This is a genomic window from Stenotrophomonas sp. TWI273 (assembly GCF_039674765.1).
Taxonomy (GTDB): Bacteria; Pseudomonadota; Gammaproteobacteria; order Xanthomonadales; family Xanthomonadaceae; genus Stenotrophomonas.
The window spans coordinates 70,813-90,201 of record NZ_JBDJOA010000002.1; the positions used below are offsets into that span (position 1 = coordinate 70,813).

Consider the following 19,389-nt stretch of genomic DNA (forward strand, 5'->3'; position numbering starts at 1 on the left):
CGGGATGACCGACCGCCTCCCCCTGCTGCTGCTCCCCGGCCTGCTCAACGACGCTGAACTCTGGCGTGCGCAGATCGCCGACCTGTCCGATATCGCCGACTGCATCGTGGGCGACCAGACCCGCGGCGAGACGATGCAGGCCGTGGTCGATGACGTGCTGGCGCAGGCACCGGCGCGCTTTGCCCTGGCCGGTTTCTCCCTCGGCGGTTTCGTCGCCCAGCAGATTCTGCGCACCGCGCCGGAGCGGGTGCTGCGCCTGGCACTGATCGATACCTCGATCCATGCCGACTCGCCCGAGCGCGCCGCGCAACGGAGGACGCAGCAGGCAAGCGTGCGGCTGCCCGGAAAATTCCACGGCTTCGGTGACACGTTGATGCGCAGCTACATCGATGCCTCGCGGCTGGATGACGATGTGCTGGTGCAGCGCGTACGCGACATGACCGCGCGGCTGGGCGCGGAGGTGTTCCTGCGCCAGAGCGCACTGGACCGGGTGGATGGCCATGACGTGCTGGTCGGATACCGCGATCCGCTGTTGATCGTATGCGGTGCGAACGACCGCATCACCCCGCTGGCGATCAGCGAGGCGATGCATGCGCTGGTGCCGGATTCAACCCTGGTGGTGCTGCCCGATTGTGGCCATCTGGCCCCGATGGAGAAGCCCGACGAGGTCAGCGCGGCACTGCGCGCGTGGTTGCAGGGGTAGGTGCCGACCGTAGGTCGGCATGCCCACCACGCCCGACCAACGGTCGGGCGCTACCGATCAATCCCAGGCCGGCGCGATCCCCTCCGGATTCGCCAGGCGATGCCCGCGATCCAGCGTGGCGATCTGCGCCATGTCCTCATCGCTCAAGCGCAGATCGGCGGCCAATAGGTTGCCGGCGAGGTTGTCGCGCTTGGTCGAGGACGGAATCACCGCAAAGCCCTGCTGCAGCGCCCACGCCAACGCGATCTGGGCCGGGGTGGCCTGGTGGCGCGCGGCGATGGCCTGGATCACCGGGTCCTTGAGCACTTCGCCGTAGGCCAGGCTCATGTAGGCGGTGACAGCGATGCCCTGTTCCTTCAGGAACGCGATCAGCGCGCGGTTCTGCAGGTAGGGGTGGACTTCGATCTGGTTGGTCGCGATTGCATCGGCACCGAGGATCTCGATGGCCTGGCGGGTCTGGGCGATGGTGAAGTTGGAGATGCCGATCTGGCGGGTCAGGCCCTGCGACTTGGCCTCGGCCAGTGCACCGAGATACTCGGCCATCGGCACCGCATCCTTCGGCGACGGCCAGTGGATCAAGGTCAGCTCGACGTGGTCGGTGCGCAGCTTGCGCAGGCTCTCGTGCAGGCTCTCCAGCAGCGCGTCGTGGTGGAAGTTGGCGATCCAGATCTTGGTGGTCAGGAACAGAGCTTCGCGCGCCACGCCGGACTCGGCGATGGCCTGGCCGACCTCGGCTTCGTTCTCGTAGATCTGTGCGGTATCGATGGCGCGGTAGCCGACGTCCAGTGCGTTGCGCACCGAGTCGATCACGGTCTGGCCCTTCAGGCGGAAGGTGCCGAGGCCGAAGGCGGGAATGCTCATGGAAACTCCTTCATGGGGTGAGGTGCAGGCTACGCCGTGCACCGTAAAGCGACGGTAGAGCCGACCGTTGGTCGGCTGTGGTTGCGTGGAACGAATCGTTGCTCGGCTGTCAGGTAGAGCCGACCGTCGGTCGGCTGTCAGGTAGAGCCGACCGTTGGTCGGCTGCTGTCACGGGTCCGCGACCGGGATCCCTCAATGCGCACTCACGGCGATGCCTTCGGCGCGGTCGGCCACGCCATCGCGGCGGTCCAGGCGGCCGCTCAACGCGGTCAGGCCAAAGGCGCCCATCACCACCAGCGCGCCCAGCCACGGGGTGTGCATCAGGCCGAAGTGATCGACCACCAGGCCCCCCAGCGAAGCACCGAGCGCGATGCCGACGTTGAAGGCGGCGATGTTCAGGCCCGACGCCACGTCGGCGGCCTGCGGGGCGAACCGCTGTGCCTGCTTGACCACGTACACCTGCAGGCCCGGCACGTTGCCGAACGCCACCGCACCCAGCGCGAGCACGGTCAGCAGCACCAACCAGGTGTTGTAGGCGGTGAAGGTAAGCACGAACAGCACGGCGGCCAGCAACGCGAAGATCAGCTTCAGGGCCGGGATCGGGCCGCGGCGGTCGGCCAGGCGGCCGCCCCACAGGTTGCCGATCGCCACCGACACGCCGTAGACCAGCAGCACGCCACTGACCGCATTGGCCGAGAAACCGGTCACGTCCTGCAGGATCGAGGCCAGGTAGGTGAAGGAGAGGAAGGTGCCGCCGTAGCCGAGTGCGGTGATCGCATACACCAGCAGCAGGCGCGGCTGTGCGAGCACGGCGAGCTGCTGGCCGAACGTGGCCGGCGCGCTGCGCTGCAGGTTGCGCGGCACGAACAGCAGGCTGCCGATCAGCGCGATCACGCCGAGCGCGGCCACGGCCAGGAAGGTGGCCCGCCAGCCCAGGTGCTGGCCGATGAAGGTGCCCAGCGGCACGCCGGTGACCAGCGCCACGGTGAGGCCGGTGAACATGATCGCGATCGCGCTGGCGGCCTTTTCCTTGGGCACCACCGAGGTGGCGATGATCGAGCCGATCGAGAAGAACACACCGTGCGCCAGGCCGGTCAGCACGCGCGCCACGATCAGCGAGCCGTAGCCCGGAGCCATCCAGGCGATCACATTGCCGAGGGTGAACAGCAGCATCAGCGCGACCAGCAGGGTCTTGCGTGGCACCCGGCCGGTCAGCGCGGTGAGCACCGGCGCACCGACCGCCACGCCAAGCGCATACAGCGACACCAGCAGGCCGGCCGAGGGCAGGGTGACGCCGAGGTCGGCGGCGATCGTCGGGATCAGGCCGACGATGACGAATTCAGTCGTGCCGATGGCGTACGCACCCAGCGTCAACGCCAACAAGGCCAAGGGGATACCACGGGACATGGACGGATACCGGTGGGGAGTGAGGCTGCGCAGTCTGCGCGCCGCACTCTTGCGGAAAAAGCGGCCTTCACGCCAATCACTGTTGCTCCATGGTCAATAATGGAGCGTCTCCGCCGGGCCGCCGCCATGAAAACCACCCTCGATGAAATGCAGGCCTTCATCGCCGTGATCGACAGCGGGTCGATCACCGCCGCCGCCGAACAGCTGGGCCAGACCACCTCCGGGGTCAGCCGCGCGCTGGGTCGGCTGGAAGAAAAGCTCGGCACCACCCTGCTCACGCGGACGACCCGTCGCCTGCAGCTGACCGAGGAGGGCGACGCTTTCCTGGCCCAGGCCCGCGCGATCGTGGCCTCGGTGGAAGCGGCCGAAGAGCAGATCGCCGCACGCCGTCAGCGACCGGCCGGGCGCCTGCGCGTGGATGCGGCGATGCCGTTCGTCCTGCACGTGATCGCCCCGCTGGTGGCCAGCTACCGCGCGCGCTATCCCGAAGTGGCGCTGGAGCTCAACAGCAGCGAGCGCTACATCGATCTGCTGGAGCGGCGCACCGATGTGGCCATCCGTATCGGGCCATTGGCCGATTCCACCCTGCATGCGCGGCCGCTGGCTCACAGCCGGCTGCGCGTGATGGCCAGCCCGGCGTATCTGGAGCAGCACGGCACCCCGCGCGACGTGGCGGCACTGACCGAGCACACCCTGCTCGGCTTCAACGAGCCTGACTCGCTCAACCACTGGCCGCTGCCCGGCGCGACCGACGCGCTGCTGCACGTGCGCCCGGCGGTGGCGGTCTCCAGCGGCGAAACACTGCGCCGGCTGGCGCTGGAAGGGGTCGGGATCGTCAGCCTGTCTGATTTCATGACCCACCGCGACCGCGAAGCCGGCGCCCTGGTGCAGGTGCTGCCGGATATCACCGTGGAGGTCCGCCAGCCGATCCACGCCGTGTACTACCGCAACACGGCGGTCTCGGCGCGGATCAGCTCCTTCCTCGATCACCTGGCCGAGGCCATGGTGGGTACCCCTTACGTCCGGTAGTACCGGCCGCTGGCCGGCTCCCTCGCGATGCCCACTGCGTGCGGTTGCCGGCCAGCGGCCGGCACTACGGCTGCATCACGCCGCGCGCGCCAATCCGGTCACCGCACCGCGCCCGGCATCCAGCACGAACACATCCACCGCCGCGTTCAGGGCCAGCGCCTGCTCTTCCATGCTGCGCGCTGCCGCCGAAGCTTCTTCCACCAGCGCTGCGTTCTGCTGCGTGGTCTCGTCCATCTGCACCACGGTCTGGTTGACCTGCTCGATCCCGGCGGACTGTTCCTGCGAGGCCGCTGCGATGTCGGCCATGATGTCGGTGACGCGCTGCACACTGCCGACGATCTCGCCCATGGTCTGCCCGGCCTGCTGCACCAGCGCGGCACCGCTGTCGACATCGGCGACGGATTGATCGATCAGCCCCTTGATCTCCTTGGCCGCGCTGGCCGAGCGCTGCGCCAGCGTGCGCACTTCGCTGGCGACCACCGCAAAGCCGCGGCCCTGCTCGCCGGCGCGCGCCGCTTCCACGGCAGCGTTGAGCGCCAGGATGTTGGTCTGGAACGCGATGCCGTCGATGACGCTGATGATCTCGGCGATCTGCCGCGACGAGGCCTGGATCGCCCCCATCGTCGTGACCACCTGGCCGACCACCTCACCGCCTTGCGAGGCGACCGAGGCGGCGTTGAGCGAAAGCTGGTTGGCCTGGCGCGCGTGCTCGGCGTTCTGGCGCACGGTGGAGGTGAGTTCCTCCATCGAGGCGGCGGTTTCTTCCAGGTTGGCGGCCTGCTGTTCGGTACGGCGCGACAGGTCGCTGTTGCCCGCGGCGATCTCGCCGGCGGCGGTCTGGATCGATTGCGCGGCGTGCTTGATGTCGCCGACGATGGTGGTCAGCTGACCGGTGGTACGCGCCATGTCATCGCGCATGCGCGCGAACACCCCGTGGAAGTCGCCGCGCATGCGCGCGCTGAGATCACCCCCGGCGATCGCCTGCAGCACGCGCGAGACCTCGCCCAGATCCTGCTCGGTGGTCTGCATCAGGCGGTTGAGACCGCCGACCATCTCGCCGAAGTCGTGCTGGTAGCGTGCCTCATCGCCGCGCTGGCTGAAATCGCCCACGGCCGCTGCCGCCGCCAATCGTTTGATCTCGGCATTGATGGCACCGAGGTTGGCCTTGGCGGTATCCAGCGCCTGGGTGATCACCGCCTTCTCGCCGGGCAGGCGTTCCATGTCCACCGATAGATCACCGACCGCGTAGTGGCCCATGATCTCGATCGCCCGCAGCTTCACCTGGATGTGGTTGGCGACCAGGGTGTTGGTGTCGCTGACCATCTGCCCATAGCCGCCCGGGAATGCCGTGGCGTCCATGCGGTAGCTGATCTCACCGGCGTCGTGGCGCTGCGCCATCGTCGCCTGCGCGGCCAGCACGCCCTTCAGGGTCTGGGTAACCTCGCGCATCGCGGTGCCAAGGCGACCGATCTCATCGCCGCTGCGCACCACCACCACATGCTCCAGATCGCCGCGTGCCACCGCGCGGGCTGCGGCTTCGACCGCGACCACCGGGGCGATCACCGCGCGCCGCAGCCACAGGGTGAGCACGGCCAGCAGCACCAGCGCCGCCAGCGCCGTGACCATGGCCGAGGCGACCAGCGCGGCGCGGGCGCGCTCGGCCGTTGCACCGGTCTCGTACTCGGCTCGTTCGCTGGCGCGCGCGGCCAAGGCATCCAGCGTGGCGCCCACGGCGCGGTCGGCGCCGCGCACCAGCGCGTCGCCGGCCTGGGTGTCATAGCCACTGGCCGCGAATGCCTCCAACGCGCCGCGGTAGCGGGCCTCCAATGCGCGGTGCTCGGCCAGGAACCGGTTGGCCAGCGTGCGTGTCTGTTCATCGCGGCTGGTCGCCAGCGTGCCGGCCAGGGCTTCAATGCGGCGTCCTTCCGCATCGAACGCCGCCAGGTGGCGCTCGCGCAGCGCCTCATCGGCGCCCCGGATCAACACGTTCTTCCACTCCTGCACCTGCAGCCGGAACTCGCGCTGCAGCAGCTCGGCCTGCGCTTTGCGGGCGACCTCGACGGGCACCTCGGCCGACAGGTTCCGCCAGGCCGACCCCAGCCCGGCCAGGGCCGCCAGCACGATGATGACCAGGCCGAGCGACAGCGCGCCCAGCAGTTTGAATTGAAGACTCAGGGCGCGTGGACGCGCCGGTGCGGAGGACGTCATGGGAAATGAAAAGTGGGGAAGGGCAATGCGGTATCGGTCTGCCTAAAGCAGGCTGAAGTGCGACGCCAATCACGGTTACCGTTCCATTAAACGTTGTGACGATGGCGTGTAGATTAATTTTGGTCGCATATGGAACGAAACAGGACTGGACACGCAACCAATATGTAACTAATGTAGTTACATGAAATCCAGCAACCAGTTCTCAGACGCCTTGCACGTGATGGCCCATCTGGTCGGCCAGGACGGTCCGCGCACCTCCGAGCAGCTCGCCACCTGCCTGCCGACCCATCCCGTGGTGATCCGCCGTCTGCTGTCGGCCCTGAACAAAGGCGGCCTGGTGACCACCGTGCGTGGCCACGGGGGTGGCGCCCAACTCGCCCGGGAGCCGGCGCAGATCACCCTGCACGACGTGTATGTCGCCATCGGTGCGCCCGCCCTGCTGCACACCGGCGCGCGCGAGACCGGGCGCGGCTGCCCGGTGCAGCGCGTGGTCAACGAGGCGCTGGACGACAGTTACCGCCAGGCCCAGGCGCTGCTCGAGGCCCGCCTGCGTGACACCACCCTGGCCACGCTGGGCGAGGAATTCGCCCGCCACCTGGCCCACCATGCTGCAGGAGTTCCCCATGAGGTTTGATGCGATTGTCGTCGGCGGCAGCTTCGCCGGCCTGTCCGCTGCCCTAATCCTGGCGCGTGCGCGCCGCGAGATCCTGGTGATCGACAGCGGCCTGCCCCGCAACCGCTTCGCCGCCCATTCCCAGGGCGTGCTGGGCCAGGATGGCATCGCCGGTGCCGAGCTGCTGCGCAACGCCAAGGCGCAGCTGTTGGACTACCCGACGGTGCGCTGGGTCAACGATACGGTCAGCACGGCCGAGCCGACCGTGGATGGTTTCGTGGTCGGCACCGCGAACGGTGACACCTGGGCCACGCGCAAGCTGCTGCTGGCCACCGGCATCGCCGATGAACTGCCCGAACTGCCCGGCCTGGCCGAGCGCTGGGGCCACAGCGTGGTGCACTGCCCGTACTGCCATGGCTATGAAATCGGCGGCGGCGCGATCGGCCTGCTGGGCGGGCATGAGAAATCCGCGACGATGGCCGCGTTGCTCGCGGACTGGGGCAACGTCACCCTGTTCGCGCACGGCATGACACTGGCACCGGAAGAACGCGCTGCCCTGCAGCACCGCGGGGTCAGCATCGAGCACGACGCCGTGATCGGTCTCGAAGGCGAGGCACCGGCGCTGAGCGCTGCCGTGCTCGCCGATGGCCGCCGGGTTGAACTGCGCGCGCTGTTCGTCACCGCGCGCCAGCACATGGCGACACCCCTGGTGGAACAGCTGGGCTGCGTGCTGGAGAACAGCCCGATCGGCGTGCTGGTCCAGGTCGACCCGGGCAAGCAGACCAGCGTGCCCGGCATCTATGCCGCAGGCGATGCAACGCTGGTCGGCAACATCAGCCTGGCCAGTGCCGAAGGCGTGCGCGCCGGGGTCAGCCTGCACCACGCGCTGGTCGCCGAAGACAGCCGGGCCAGCCGATAAGGCGAGGGCGCTCGGCCGGGCCGGAAACCGAGCGCCCGCCCCACACGGAAACAGCCGCCCTGCGGCGGCTGTCCGTCATACGTGGCGGTGGGCTCAGGCCTGTTCGGCGCTCGCCGCATCCAGCTGCTGCACATCCTGCGCCGACAGCGCGACCTTCGCGGCGGCCAGCACATCGTGCAACTGCTCGACACTGGTGGCGCTGACGATCGGCGCGGTGATGCCTGGACGGGCGATCAACCACGCGATCGCGATCTGCGACGGGCTCACGCCATGCGTGCTGGCGATGTCGTCCAGTGCGCCCAGGATGCGCAGGCCACGCGGATTGACGTACTTGTCCACCACGCTCTGGCCGCGCGCGCTGCTCTTGCCCGCATCGGCGGCACTGCGGTACTTGCCGCTGAGGAAGCCGCTGGCCAGCGAGTAGTAGCTGATCACGCCGAGCTGCGCTTCGCGCACTACCGCTTCCAGCCCGGCTTCGTAACCGGCGCGGTCGTACAGGTTGTACTCCGGCTGCAGCGTTTCATAGCGCGGCAGTTTGTAGTCGGCCGAGACCCTCAAGGCATCGCGCAGGCGCTCGGCGCTGTAGTTGGAGGCACCGATCGCGCGCACCTTGCCCTGTTCGATCAGGCGACCGAAGGCGGCCAGCGTGGATTCCAGCGGGGTGGATTCATCATCTTCGTGCGCCTGGTACAGATCGATCACGTCGGTCTGCAGGCGGCGCAGCGAATCCTCCACGGCGGCGGTGATGTTGTCGGCCGACAGGCCCGGGTGTTCGGACCACTTGGCCACCTTGGTCGCCAGCACCACCTTGTCGCGCTTGCCGCTGTGCTTGAACCAGCGGCCCAGAATGGTTTCCGACTCGCCCCCCTGGTTACCGGGCACCCACGCCGAATAGACATCGGCGGTATCGACCAGGTTGAAGCCGGCCTCGACGAAGGCATCGAGCAGGGCGAAGGAGGTCTTCTCGTCCGCACTCCAGCCGAAGACATTGCCGCCGAAGGCGATGGGGGCGACATGGAGGCCGGAACGACCGAGTTCGCGCGTAGCAGTCATGGGTGATGTTCTCCCTGGGAATCGTTTCCACAGGATACGGCCGGGGGGGTGACAGCGTTGCGGCAGCAGGCACAAAACAGTGTTCTGGATTGCTGCGTCGCACTAACGCTTTGTGAACACCTGTGCACGCTTGGCTGCTAGTCTCGCCGCATCCCGTTACTGGAAGCCCCGCCGATGAAAGCCCGTTCGTTGACCTGTGCCTGCCTGTTCACTGTCTCCACCCTGATGCTTGCCGCGCCCGCGATGGCGATCAAGCCCGCCGGCCCGAACGCGCAGGTCGCGATCACCCCGGCCGTGCAGAAGGCCGTGCAGGACAGCCGCCGCGATCCGGCCAACGTCAAACGCGATGCCTACCGCCATCCGGCGCAGACGCTGTCGTTCTTCGGTGTCGCGCCGGGCCAGACCGTCATCGAAGTCACTCCGGGCAGCGGCTGGTATTCGGAAATCCTGGCGCCGCTGCTGCACGACAAGGGCCAGTACGTGGCCGCCGTGGTCGACCCGATGGCCGTGGCGGAGGGACGTGGCCGCGACTACCAGCAGCGCAGCCGCGATGGGCTGGACAAGAAATTCGCCGGCAACGCTGCCGTGTTCGGCAAGAGCCGTGTGGTGGCTTACGACCCGAAGGCCCCGGTGTTCGGCCCGGCCAACTCGGCGGACGTGGTGCTGACCTTCCGCAACGTGCATAACTGGCGCAGCAGCGGCCAGGCCGAAGGCATGTTCAAGGGCTTCTTCTCGGTGCTCAAGCCGGGCGGCGTGCTCGGCGTGGTGGAACACCGTGCCAAGGCCGATGTACCGGCAGACGACAAGACCGGTTACGTGGGCCAGCAGCAGGTGATCGCGATGGCCAAGGCCGCCGGTTTCGAACTGGCCGGCAGCAGCGAGATCAACACCAACCCGCGCGACACCAAGGATTATCCGAACGGCGTGTGGACGCTGCCGCCGACCAACCAGCATGACGCGGCCGATGAGGCCAAGTACCAGGCGATCGGCGAAAGCGACCGCATGACGCTGCGCTTCGTGAAGCCGGGCAAGTAAGACACCGCGCGCGGGCCATGGCCTGCGCGTCCTGGTCGAGATGAAGACCATCGGCTGACGCCGTCTGGATCGCGGCGACGGCATGGGGATGGGACAATGGGCCATCCCACTGCCGCTGTTGCCCCGATGCTGATCGCCTTCAACAAACCGTTCAACGTGCTGTGCCAGTTCACCGACCGCAGCCAGCCGCCGCGCGCGACCCTGGCCGGTTTCGGGCTGCCACCGGCGGTATACGCGGCTGGCCGGCTGGATTACGACAGCGAAGGCCTGCTGTTGCTCACTGATGACGGCGGCCTGGCACACCAGTTGACCGATCCGCGGCACAAGGCGGACAAGACCTATTGGGTGCAGGTGGAAGGCACAGTGACCGATGCGCAGCTCCAGGCGCTGCGCCGTGGCGTGCTGCTCAACGATGGCCCCACATTGCCGGCCGGTGTCGAGCGCTTGGAGCCGCCACCCGAACTGTGGCCGCGCACGCCGCCGGTGCGCTTCCGCAAGACGGTGCCCGATGCGTGGCTGGCGATCACGCTGCGCGAGGGCCGCAACCGGCAGGTGCGACGCATGACCGCGGCGGTCGGCCTGCCCACGTTGCGCCTGGTGCGTATCTCGATGGGCGCGCATGCGATCGGCGATCTGCAACCCGGCCAATGGCGGCAGATCGGATAATAAAAAACCGCCGGCAGAGACCGGCGGTTTCGATGCACGTGCGGTAACGCGTCAGCGGATCAGGCGTCGCTGCCGATATCGCTGGTTTCGTCCACCACGGTGTCGTTGCGGCGGTTGCGGGCGCTGATGCGCTGCGCCTGGCCGTTCACCACCCCACCGTTGGCGAGCTTCTTCTTCTGCTGCTTGCGGTACAGCGCATAGCCCAGCAGGCCCACGCCGACAGCGGCGGCGGCGATGGTCACGGCCGGATTGCGGCGCACCACCTTGGCGGCGACCTTGCTGCCGGTCTTGACCGCGCCGAGTGCGGCACCGGTCTTGATCCAGTCGGTCGCCTGCGGCCCGAAGTGACGCAGGTTGCTGCCGGCATGCTTGAGGCCGTCACCAGCGCTGCTGGCAATGTCCAGGGCACGCTCGAGGGCGCGGTCGGTAATCACAGTCAATCTGCTCATGGGGGGTCCTTGCCTAAAGGTTCTGATCCAGTGTCGCGCGGTGGCCGTGTAGGGCGTGTTATCCATTTGCTACGGCCGGATCACGACTGTAGCCGGTTCCCCGCGCTGCGCGCGCCACGTGCCGGGCGATGGTCAGGTGACAGCCATGAATGCGCGCATCGGGTGAGGAATGGGCGGCCTGCTCACGTGCCGCGCGGCTTGGCGCGGTGTGTTGCGTTCGCCGTCCACGGATCGTCCGGCCACGGATGCCGGGGATACCGCCCCTTCATTTCCTTCTTCACCTCGGCGTAGGTGTTCGCCCAGAAATTGCGCAGGTCCTGGGTGACCTGCAGCGGGCGGCCGCCCGGGGAGAGCAGATGCAGCGTCAGCGGGATGCGGCCATCGGCGATGCGCGGGGTGTCGCTCAGGCCGAACAGTTCCTGCAGCTTGACCGCCAGCACCGGCGCCTGCGGCGTGACGCCATCGGCATCGAGCGTGTAGTGGATCGGGCGCTCCATCCCCGAAGGCACGGTGATGCGGACCGGGGCATGGCGATCGATCAGCTGGCGTTGCGCCCACGGCAGCGGTGACTTCAGCGCTTCACCCAAGCTGGATTCGTCGAGCGCGTCCAGGCGGGTCCTGCCGTTGAATGCGGGGGTCAGCCAGGTCGGCAGCGTCGCCAACAGCGCTGCGTCGGAGACATCCGGCAGTTCCAGCGCCGGCATCCATGCGCGCACCGCCAGTGCACGGGCCTGCCACTGGCGCAGCCCTTCGGTCCACGGCAATGCGTCCAGCCCCAGTTCGGCAACCGCATCGGTCAGCGCCTGCGCGGCGTGCGCAGGATCCACGCGACCGGCCGAGCGGCTGTCCAGCACGATGCGATCGAATCGAGTCTCGCGTCGCGCGACCAGCGCACGCTTCTCAGCATCCCAGCGAACCACGTCTTCCTGTTTGAAGCGATCGGCGAAATCACGGCGCAGGCGGTTCTCGTCCACCGGCGCGGCGCGCAGCAGCAACGCGTCGCGTGCTTCGTAGCGCAGCTCCACCGCGACCAGCCACGGCTCGCCACGCAGATCGCTGGGATCGAACAGGCGCGCGCTGCGGCCATTGGCCAGCAGATAGCGCAGCGGATCGGTCGGATGGCGGGCAGCAATCCGGTCCGGAAATGCATGGGCGAGCAGGTCACCGAGTTGATGCGCCTCGACCGACGCAGGGGGCGCGGCCTCACAGCGCAGGCGTCGCCGCCATTGCTTGCTGGCCGCATCGATCGCAGCCAGGCCCCCGCGGTTGGCATCGTGCGGCACGCGCCCCTGGCGGAACGCCGCCAGCGCACGCCACCGCGCAGCGAGTGCATCCCCCCCTTGCCGCAGCGGGTCGCGCGCTTCCACCAGCGCGGCCAGATCGCAGGCCAACGCCTGTTCGACACCCCCGGCGGCCGCCATCAGCATCGCGGCCAGCCGCGGGTGCGTACCGAGGGTCAGCATGCGCCGGCCCAGCGGGGTCAGCGTGCCGCTGTCGCTGAGCGCGCCCAGGCGCTGCAGCAGTTCACGGGCGGCGGCCAATGCACCGGCCGGCGGGATATCGACGAAGCGCAGGTCGTCACTGCCCCAGGCGGCCAGTTCCAATGCCAGCGAAGCCAGTTCCACCTGCGCGATCTCGGGCCGCCGCTGCGCCTCCAGGCGTTGCGACTGTGGCCACAGCCGCCATGCCCAACCCTCCGCAACGCGGCCGGCGCGGCCGGCACGCTGATCGGCCGAGGCCTGCGCGATGTTCACCACATCCAGGCGCGCAAAGCCGCTGTTGGGGTCGTAGCGCGGCTCGCGTGCCAGACCCGCGTCGATCACCACCCGCACGCCGGGCAGGGTCACCGATGACTCGGCCACGTTGGTGGCCAGCACCACGCGGCGGCGACCGCCGGGATCGGGCTGCAGCACCTGCGATTGCTGGTCCACCGGCAGTTCGCCATGCAGCGGCAGTACCTGCACGGCCGAATCCAGCACGGCCTGCAGCGCGGTCTGCACGCGCGCGATCTCGCGCTGCCCGGGCAGGAACACCAGCACGTCGCCAGGATGTTCGGCCAAGGCCTGCTCCACCGCGCGCCGTGCCTGCGGTTCCAGTGCCTCGTCGCGACGGGCGGGGAAATGCGCGATCGTCACCGGGAAGCTGCGGCCTTCGCTGCTCAATCGGGGCGCATCGAGGAACTGCGCCAGCCGCTCGCCATCCAGCGTGGCCGACATCACCACGATGCGCAGGTCCTCGCGCAGCTGCGACTGCACATCCAGCGCCAGGGCCAGGCCGAGATCGGCGGCCAGATGGCGCTCGTGGAATTCATCGAACAGCAGCGCCCCCACGCCTTCCAGCAACGGGTCGTCCTGCAGCATCCGGGTCAGGATGCCTTCGGTCACCACCTCGATGCGGGTTCGCGCCGAGATCTTGTTCTCGAAGCGGATGCGGTAACCGACGGTCTCACCGACGTCCTCGCCCCGCTGGCGCGCCATGAACTGCGCGGCGCTGCGGGCCGCCACGCGGCGCGGCTCCAGCATGAGGATCTTGCGGCCTTCCAGCCACGGCGCTTCCAGCAGGGCCAGCGGTACCTGGGTGGTCTTGCCGGCGCCAGGTGGCGCTTCCAGCACCAGTCGGGTGCCGCGCTCCAGCGTGGTCAGGATCTGCGGCAGCAGTGTGGAGATGGGAAACATCGGGGTACGCATGACACAAGGATACGGCGTCCGCCGCGCGCGCATTGCCAGCGGGCGTTCGGCGTGTTCCCCTGTGCCGCCCTGGAACCCTGGAGACCCGGATGCGCTGCGCGGTAGGTGTGCTGTTGTGGTTGACCGCAGGCGCGATGGCGTCGTTCACGGCCCTCGCTGCCGCGCCTGCCGCCACGGAGGCGGATACGGCGCTGCACGCGCCGTACGATGGCAATCACTGGGCGGTGCTGGCGCGGGCGCAGATCCAGGCGCGCTACCTGCCGGCGGGGTTGAGCGATGACGGCGCGATCCTGCGCGCCGTGGCCGATGGCACGTTGCGCGAAGCGGTGTACCCGAGTCTGCAGTTGGCCGACGATGTTGCCTTCATCACCTTGAAGGCACTGGCGCGCAGCACCTTGGACCGGCGCAAGGACATTCTGGGGCTGTGCCGGCGGACGGTCGGTTTCCATCTGCTGCTCGACGACACCGGTGACTGTGCTGACGATGCCGCGCGCCGCCTGCGGTTCGAGGCCGCCGCCGGCGGAGCGGTGACGTGCCGTGACTGCGCAGCGCTCGGCCTGCCCACGCGGTGGGAGCGCCATGATCGCCCCGCGCGCTGCCCCCTGCCGGCATGGGACCTGGCCGCGGCGCAGCAGCAGTTCGGCGCATGGCGGACGCAGTTCGAGCGCGACATGCAGCCGTATCTGGGCGAGCCCACCGAGGCGCTCTGGCAGTCGCAGGCGCGGGCGGGCCGGTCCATCGACGGCACGGTGGTGCCGGCCTCGCGCGCCAGTGCCGCGCTGATCGCCATGACCACCGCGCCGGACGCGTTTGCCGAGGAGGTGGGCATGTCCGGCCAGGTGGCGCCGAGTGCCGTGCTCGCGCGTCTGCTGCGTCTGCTGCGGACGGCCGAGGTCAGTGGGCGCGGCGGCCTCTATCGTGAGCCGGTGCCGGCGTTGGAGGCGACGTGCGCGCAGGTCTGGTACCTGCGCATGCCGGGCACTGCCGCCAACGGACCGGTAGCGGCCACGGATACCTTCGTGCGCGGCGGCGCGCCGTTCATCACCGTGCAGCAGCAGGGCGGGCGGATACGCCTGGCCGGTCTCTCGCGTGAACTGGTCGAGGTGCTGCTCGCGCCGGCGGCGTCCAATTGAGTCTCCCGGGGCGCAGGTACAATGGCCCGGTTTTCCGTCCTGCAGCAGCCCCATGCAACTGATCGATATCGGCGCCAACCTCACCCATGATTCCTTCGATCGCGACCGCGACGCCGTGCTGGCGCGTGCGCGCGAGGCCGGGGTGGTGCAGATGGTGATCACCGGCGCCAGCCGCGAGCACTCGCCGATGGCGCTGGATCTGGCCCGCCAGCATCCGGGGTTGCTGTACGCGACCGCGGGCGTGCACCCGCACCATGCGGTGGAATACACCGACGAATGCGACGCAGAAATGCGCGCGCTGCACGCCCATGCCGAGGTGGTGGCGGTAGGTGAGTGCGGGCTGGATTACTTCCGTGATTTCTCCCCGCGCCCGGCGCAGCACCGTGCCTTCGAGCGTCAGCTGCAGCTCGCCGCCGAGAACGGCAAGCCGCTGTTCCTGCACCAGCGCGACGCGCATGCCGATTTCATGGCGCAGATGAAGAATTTCGAGGGCCGGCTTGGCCCGGCGGTGGTGCACTGCTTCACCGGCGAGCGCCAGGAGCTGTTCGATTACCTGGACCAGGACTGGTACATCGGCATCACCGGCTGGTTGTGCGATGAACGCCGTGGCGCGCACCTGCGCGAGCTGGTCAAGCACATCCCGGCCAACCGGCTGATGATCGAGACCGATGCACCGTACCTGCTGCCGCGCACGCTCAAGCCATTGCCGAAGGACCGTCGCAACGAGCCGATGTTCCTGTCGCACATCGTCGAGGAACTGGCACGTGATCGGGGCGAAGACGTGGAGACCACGGCCGCCAACGCGACGGCGGCGACGCGCACCTTCTTCCGGTTGCCTGACGCGGCCTGAGCGGGCAGATGCCGACCGTTGGTCGGTACGCGTGTCGGACCCCGCATTGGTAACCGCACCCACGACCGACCGTCGTGGGCTACCGCAGCGCGGAGCGTCCGTCGCCGTGGGCCCAGGCGTCGTCCAGCCCTTCGCGATAGGTCGTGAAGCGCGGCTGCCACCGCAATGCCGCGCGCGTGGTGCGGCCGTCGATGCGCTTGTGGCTGGTGTAGAAGCGGCGCAATGAGGTGGCCACCCCCGGTGCGTCCCACGCCTGCGCGGCAGGCAGCAGCAGCCCACTCAGCGTTGCGGCGTAGCCCAGCACGTCCTGCGGCGGCGCCGGCTCGTCATCGCTCAGCAGGTACAGCGCATGGCCTTCGGCCCGCTGCATTGCCGCCAGCACGCCACTGGCCAGATCCTCCACATGCAGCCGGTTGAACACCTGCCCCGGCCGCACCACATGCCTTGCCTTGCCCTGCGCCAGCTGGACCAGCGCATTGCGCCCGCGCCCATACAGGCCAGGCAGCCGGAACACGGCCGAGGCGAGGCCGCGGGCCTGCGCGAGGGCCTGCCACTGCTGTTCGGCATGCAGCCGTTTCAGGGCGGTCTCATCAGTCGCATCGGCGATGGACGTCTCAGTGACCCGGCCGCCAGCGCGGTCGGCGTACACCGCCGTCGAGGAGAGATAGCCGACCCAGCGCAGGGCAGGGCTGTCACTCAGCGCCTCGGTGAGCAGGCGCAAGGCCGGGTCGCCCTCGGCATCCGGTGGCACGGTGCAGACAAGGGCCTCGGCCGTGCGGATCGCCTCGCGCAGGTCCGCGTTGATCGGTTCGCCGGCGACGAGGCGGTGGCGGACCCATCCATCGTCTGGCGCATTCGCAGGATCACGCACGGTGCCGCTGCAGGCCACGCCGTGCGCGTGCAGCAGCGCGGCCAGATGCCGGCCGCTGTAGCCCAGGCCCAGCACCAGCACGCGGGCGGGCAGCGTGGCAGGCATGGTGCTCAGGCGCTGCGCAGGCGCTGGTAGGCCTGCAGGTGCGCATAGGCCACCGCCAGCAGCGGCGCCGCCTGTCCGGCTGCGCGTGCACGCACCAGCATGTCGCCGACGATATGCTCGGCCTCCACCTGCTGGCCGGCCTCCAGATCGCGCAGCATCGAGGCCTTCAAGGCCGAGCCGGCCTGGGTGGTCGCCGTCAGCGCGATCTCGCGTGCCTTGGCCGGAATCGGCTCGCCAGCCGCCTCGGCAACGGCCACGCATTCGTCGTACAGGCCGCGCACGATCGCCGCACCGTCATCGGTGGCCACGATCGTGCCGACATCGGCGCGCATCAGGCACGTCGCCGCCGCCAACGTGGTCAGGAAGGTGTACTTGATCCACTGCTCCTGCCCGATGGCATCGGTGGCGACGTGGTCCACCCCGGCCTGCACACAGGCTGCCGCCAACGCCAGCACGCGCGCGCTGCTGCCGGTGCCGTCGCGCTCGCCGAAGGTCAGCTTGGCCGCCGGCGCCAGGTGCAGCACCGCACCATCGGCGGCCTTGGTCGCGCTGATGAAGCACAGCCCGCCCAGCACCGCGTCGCGGCCGAAGCGCGCGTCGAGATCGGCGTAATGGCGCAGCCCGTTGAGGATCGGCAGCACCGTGGTGCGCGGGCCGACCGCCGGGGCGATCGCCTCGATCGAACTGGCCAGGTCGTAAGCCTTGCAGCTCAGGATCACCAGATCGAACGGCTCGGCGCTCGCCAGTGCGGGCAGCGCCTCGGCGGTGACGTGCTTGACCGGGAACGTCGCATCGCCCAGCGGGCTGCGCAGCACCAGGCCCTCGCGCGCCAGCTGCGCCGCACGCGCGGGACGCACAAGAAACGTCACATCCACACCGGCCTGGGCCAGCCGACCACCGAAGTAACCACCGGTTCCGCCGGCGCCGAGGATCAGGAGGCGCATCAGCTGCGCATCCCCACGCCCCGCTTCAACAACCACAGCGCCAGCGCGGTCAATGCGACCACGAAGCCGATCATCAGCGCGTAGGCCACCCACAGCGGCACGTCGCTGGTGCCCAGCAGCCCATAGCGGAACGCGTTGACCATGTAGAAGATCGGGTTGGCGTGCGTGGCCGCTTCGGCCCAGGTCGGCAGCAGCTTCACCGAATAGAACACGCCGCCCAGGTAGGTCAGCGGGGTCAGGATGAAGGTCGGCACGATCGCCACATCGTCGAACTTCTTCGCGTACACCGCATTGATGAAGCCGGCCAGCGAGAAGATCGTCGCGCCCAGCAGCACCGTGGTCAGCGTCACCAGCGGATGCGGGATGCGCACGGGGGTGAAGAACATGGCGATGATCAGCACGATCACGCCGACCATCAGCCCGCGCAGCACCGCACCGGACACATAGCCCCACAGGATCACCCAGTTCGGCATCGGGCTGACCAGCAGCTCTTCCACGTGGCGGCCGAACTTGGCGCCGAAGAACGAGGAGCTGATGTTGCCGTAGCTGTTCTGGATCACGCTCATCATCACCAGGCCCGGCACGATGAACTGCATGTAGGTGTAGCCGCCCATCTCGCCCACGCGCGAGCCGATCAGCCCGCCGAAGATCAGGAAGTACAGCGTCATGGTGATCGCCGGCGGCACCAGGGTCTGGCCCCAGATGCGCAGGATGCGCGCCACTTCGCGGCGCACGATGGTCATCAGGGCGATGCGGTTGCGCTGGCCGTCGGTGATGACCGGGGTCGGGGTGCTGCTCATGCCACGTTCTCCTGGTTGCCGGTGAGGCGCACGAACAGCTCCTCCAGGCGGTTGCTCTTGGTGCGCATCGAACGCACGCGGATGCCAGCGGCGTTCAAGGCGTCGAACACGCGGTTGAGGTCCATCGCACGCGGCATGTCCACATCCAGCGTGTGGCTGTCGGTGGCGATCAGGATCGCGCCGTCGATCTCCGGCAGCTGGGCCGGCAGGCTGCCGTCGATATCGAACAGGAAGCCTTCCACGTCCAGCTTGGCCAGCAGCTCGCGCATCGGGCCCTGGGTGACGATCTGGCCGTGATTGATGATGGCCAGGTTCCGGCACAGGTGCTCGGCTTCTTCCAGGTAATGCGTGGTGAGGATGATCGTGGTGCCGGCGGCATTGATCTCCTTGAGCACCCGCCACATGTCGCGGCGGATCTCGATGTCCACCCCGGCGGTCGGCTCATCCAGGATCAGCAGGCGCGGGCGGGTCATCATCGCGCGGGCGATCATCAGCCGGCGCTTCATGCCGCCAGACAGGGTGCGGCTCATCACCTGCGCCTTCTCCCACAGGTGGGCGCGCTTGAGCTCCTCTTCGGCCATCTTCTCGGCCTCGGCACGGGCCACGCCATAGAAACCGGCGTAGTTGACCAGGATGTCGAAGGGCTTTTCGAACAGGTTGAAGTTGATCTCCTGGGGGACCAGGCCGATCAGGCGCATGGTGGCGCTGCGGTTGCGCACCAGGTCGCTGCCGAACACCTCGACCTGGCCCTCGCTGAGGTTCACCAGCGAGCTGATGATGCCGATCAGGGTCGACTTGCCGGCGCCGTTGGGGCCCAGCAGGGCGAAGAAGTCGCCCGGGGCCACGTCCAGCGAGACGCCCTTCAGCGCCTGGGTGCCGTTGTCATAGGTTTTGCGGAGGTCACGCACCCGCAGGGCGGGCGCGGCGGTGGGCGCGGGAGTGTTCTGGGAAGCCAAGCTCTTGCCTTCGCGCCCATGGGCTGGCGCTGGATAGGGGCGGGGAGGGGCTATTATAGAAGACCCCGAGGGCTTGCCCCGGCTACACACTGTCCCGAAA

At 68.6% G+C, this 19,389-nt stretch carries 18 protein-coding genes; 8 read left to right on the plus strand and 10 right to left on the minus strand.

Annotated features, from left to right (window positions below; all coding sequences use genetic code 11):
- Nucleotides 1–4 precede the first annotated feature (4 nt).
- Nucleotides 5–703 (plus strand): alpha/beta hydrolase, encoded by a 699-nt coding sequence (locus tag ABE571_RS02755; protein WP_313219322.1) that lies wholly within the window; start codon nucleotides 5–7, stop codon nucleotides 701–703.
- A gap of 57 nt (nucleotides 704–760) precedes the next feature.
- Here the strand turns inward: ABE571_RS02755 and dkgB are convergent, their stop codons facing one another.
- Both dkgB and ABE571_RS02765 read right to left on the minus strand, forming a co-directional pair.
- On the minus strand, nucleotides 761–1,564 hold the full coding sequence (dkgB, locus tag ABE571_RS02760; protein WP_346493140.1) for a 2,5-didehydrogluconate reductase DkgB: 804 nt from the start codon (nucleotides 1,562–1,564) through the stop codon (nucleotides 761–763).
- 192 nt (nucleotides 1,565–1,756) lie between these two features.
- Nucleotides 1,757–2,971, minus strand: coding sequence for an MFS transporter (locus ABE571_RS02765; protein ID WP_346493141.1), 1,215 nt, complete (start codon nucleotides 2,969–2,971; stop codon nucleotides 1,757–1,759).
- Between the two features lie 126 nt (nucleotides 2,972–3,097).
- Between ABE571_RS02765 and ABE571_RS02770 the strand changes: the two genes are divergently transcribed.
- On the plus strand, nucleotides 3,098–4,000 hold the full coding sequence (locus ABE571_RS02770; protein WP_102788681.1) for a LysR family transcriptional regulator: 903 nt from the start codon (nucleotides 3,098–3,100) through the stop codon (nucleotides 3,998–4,000).
- A 75-nt stretch (nucleotides 4,001–4,075) separates the two neighbouring features.
- On the opposite strand, the gene ABE571_RS02775 is transcribed toward ABE571_RS02770, so the two are convergent.
- Entirely contained in the window at nucleotides 4,076–6,208 is a 2,133-nt protein-coding gene (locus ABE571_RS02775) for a methyl-accepting chemotaxis protein (RefSeq protein WP_346481589.1), read from the minus strand.
- A 181-nt stretch (nucleotides 6,209–6,389) separates the two neighbouring features.
- Between ABE571_RS02775 and ABE571_RS02780 the strand changes: the two genes are divergently transcribed.
- Nucleotides 6,390–6,842, plus strand: coding sequence for an Rrf2 family transcriptional regulator (locus ABE571_RS02780; protein ID WP_313219329.1), 453 nt, complete (start codon nucleotides 6,390–6,392; stop codon nucleotides 6,840–6,842).
- Nucleotides 6,832–7,740 carry an NAD(P)/FAD-dependent oxidoreductase gene (locus ABE571_RS02785; RefSeq protein ID WP_346493142.1) on the plus strand — a complete coding sequence of 303 codons (909 nt, stop codon included), beginning with the start codon at nucleotides 6,832–6,834 and terminating at the stop codon, nucleotides 7,738–7,740. The genes ABE571_RS02780 and ABE571_RS02785 overlap by 11 nt, the downstream gene beginning before the upstream one ends.
- Before the next feature lie 93 nt (nucleotides 7,741–7,833).
- Here the strand turns inward: ABE571_RS02785 and ABE571_RS02790 are convergent, their stop codons facing one another.
- Entirely contained in the window at nucleotides 7,834–8,793 is a 960-nt protein-coding gene (locus ABE571_RS02790) for an aldo/keto reductase (protein ID WP_313209455.1), read from the minus strand.
- A 225-nt stretch (nucleotides 8,794–9,018) separates the two neighbouring features.
- Between ABE571_RS02790 and ABE571_RS02795 the strand changes: the two genes are divergently transcribed.
- Both ABE571_RS02795 and ABE571_RS02800 read left to right on the plus strand, forming a co-directional pair.
- On the plus strand, nucleotides 9,019–9,828 hold the full coding sequence (locus tag ABE571_RS02795; RefSeq protein WP_313219763.1) for a methyltransferase: 810 nt from the start codon (nucleotides 9,019–9,021) through the stop codon (nucleotides 9,826–9,828).
- 126 nt (nucleotides 9,829–9,954) lie between these two features.
- Complete coding sequence (locus ABE571_RS02800; protein WP_102788674.1) at nucleotides 9,955–10,494, plus strand: pseudouridine synthase; 540 nt, start codon at nucleotides 9,955–9,957, stop codon at nucleotides 10,492–10,494.
- Nucleotides 10,495–10,553: 59 nt separating this feature from the next.
- Here the strand turns inward: ABE571_RS02800 and ABE571_RS02805 are convergent, their stop codons facing one another.
- Together ABE571_RS02805 and hrpB are read right to left on the minus strand one after the other, a co-directional pair.
- Nucleotides 10,554–10,943: a hypothetical protein gene (locus ABE571_RS02805; protein ID WP_102788673.1), complete on the minus strand. Its 390-nt coding sequence runs from the start codon at nucleotides 10,941–10,943 to the stop codon at nucleotides 10,554–10,556.
- A 182-nt stretch (nucleotides 10,944–11,125) separates the two neighbouring features.
- Nucleotides 11,126–13,630 carry an ATP-dependent helicase HrpB gene (gene hrpB, locus ABE571_RS02810; RefSeq protein WP_346493143.1) on the minus strand — a complete coding sequence of 835 codons (2,505 nt, stop codon included), beginning with the start codon at nucleotides 13,628–13,630 and terminating at the stop codon, nucleotides 11,126–11,128.
- Nucleotides 13,631–13,719: 89 nt separating this feature from the next.
- On the opposite strand from hrpB, the gene ABE571_RS02815 reads away from it, so the two are divergent.
- Both ABE571_RS02815 and ABE571_RS02820 read left to right on the plus strand, forming a co-directional pair.
- Nucleotides 13,720–14,763: a hypothetical protein gene (locus tag ABE571_RS02815; RefSeq protein ID WP_346493144.1), complete on the plus strand. Its 1,044-nt coding sequence runs from the start codon at nucleotides 13,720–13,722 to the stop codon at nucleotides 14,761–14,763.
- Nucleotides 14,764–14,815: 52 nt separating this feature from the next.
- Nucleotides 14,816–15,613 carry a TatD family hydrolase gene (locus tag ABE571_RS02820; protein ID WP_346493145.1) on the plus strand — a complete coding sequence of 266 codons (798 nt, stop codon included), beginning with the start codon at nucleotides 14,816–14,818 and terminating at the stop codon, nucleotides 15,611–15,613.
- Between the two features lie 79 nt (nucleotides 15,614–15,692).
- On the opposite strand, the gene ABE571_RS02825 is transcribed toward ABE571_RS02820, so the two are convergent.
- Genes ABE571_RS02825 through ABE571_RS02840 form a run of 4 tightly spaced genes read right to left on the minus strand, consistent with a single transcriptional unit; the run spans nucleotide 15,693 to nucleotide 19,289 of the window.
- The gene (locus tag ABE571_RS02825) at nucleotides 15,693–16,589 is read right to left on the minus strand and encodes an NAD-dependent epimerase/dehydratase family protein (protein ID WP_346493146.1); all 897 of its coding nucleotides are present in this window, start codon (nucleotides 16,587–16,589) and stop codon (nucleotides 15,693–15,695) included.
- Between the two features lie 5 nt (nucleotides 16,590–16,594).
- A complete protein-coding gene (gene panE / locus ABE571_RS02830) occupies nucleotides 16,595–17,533 on the minus strand; it encodes a 2-dehydropantoate 2-reductase (RefSeq protein WP_313209443.1) in 939 nt (312 codons plus the stop codon).
- Nucleotides 17,533–18,333, minus strand: coding sequence for an ABC transporter permease (locus ABE571_RS02835; protein WP_346493147.1), 801 nt, complete (start codon nucleotides 18,331–18,333; stop codon nucleotides 17,533–17,535). Before ABE571_RS02835 ends, panE begins: the two co-directional genes overlap by 1 nt.
- Nucleotides 18,330–19,289 carry an ABC transporter ATP-binding protein gene (locus ABE571_RS02840; RefSeq protein WP_121040818.1) on the minus strand — a complete coding sequence of 320 codons (960 nt, stop codon included), beginning with the start codon at nucleotides 19,287–19,289 and terminating at the stop codon, nucleotides 18,330–18,332. Before ABE571_RS02840 ends, ABE571_RS02835 begins: the two co-directional genes overlap by 4 nt.
- Between the last annotated feature and the right edge of the window lie 100 nt (nucleotides 19,290–19,389).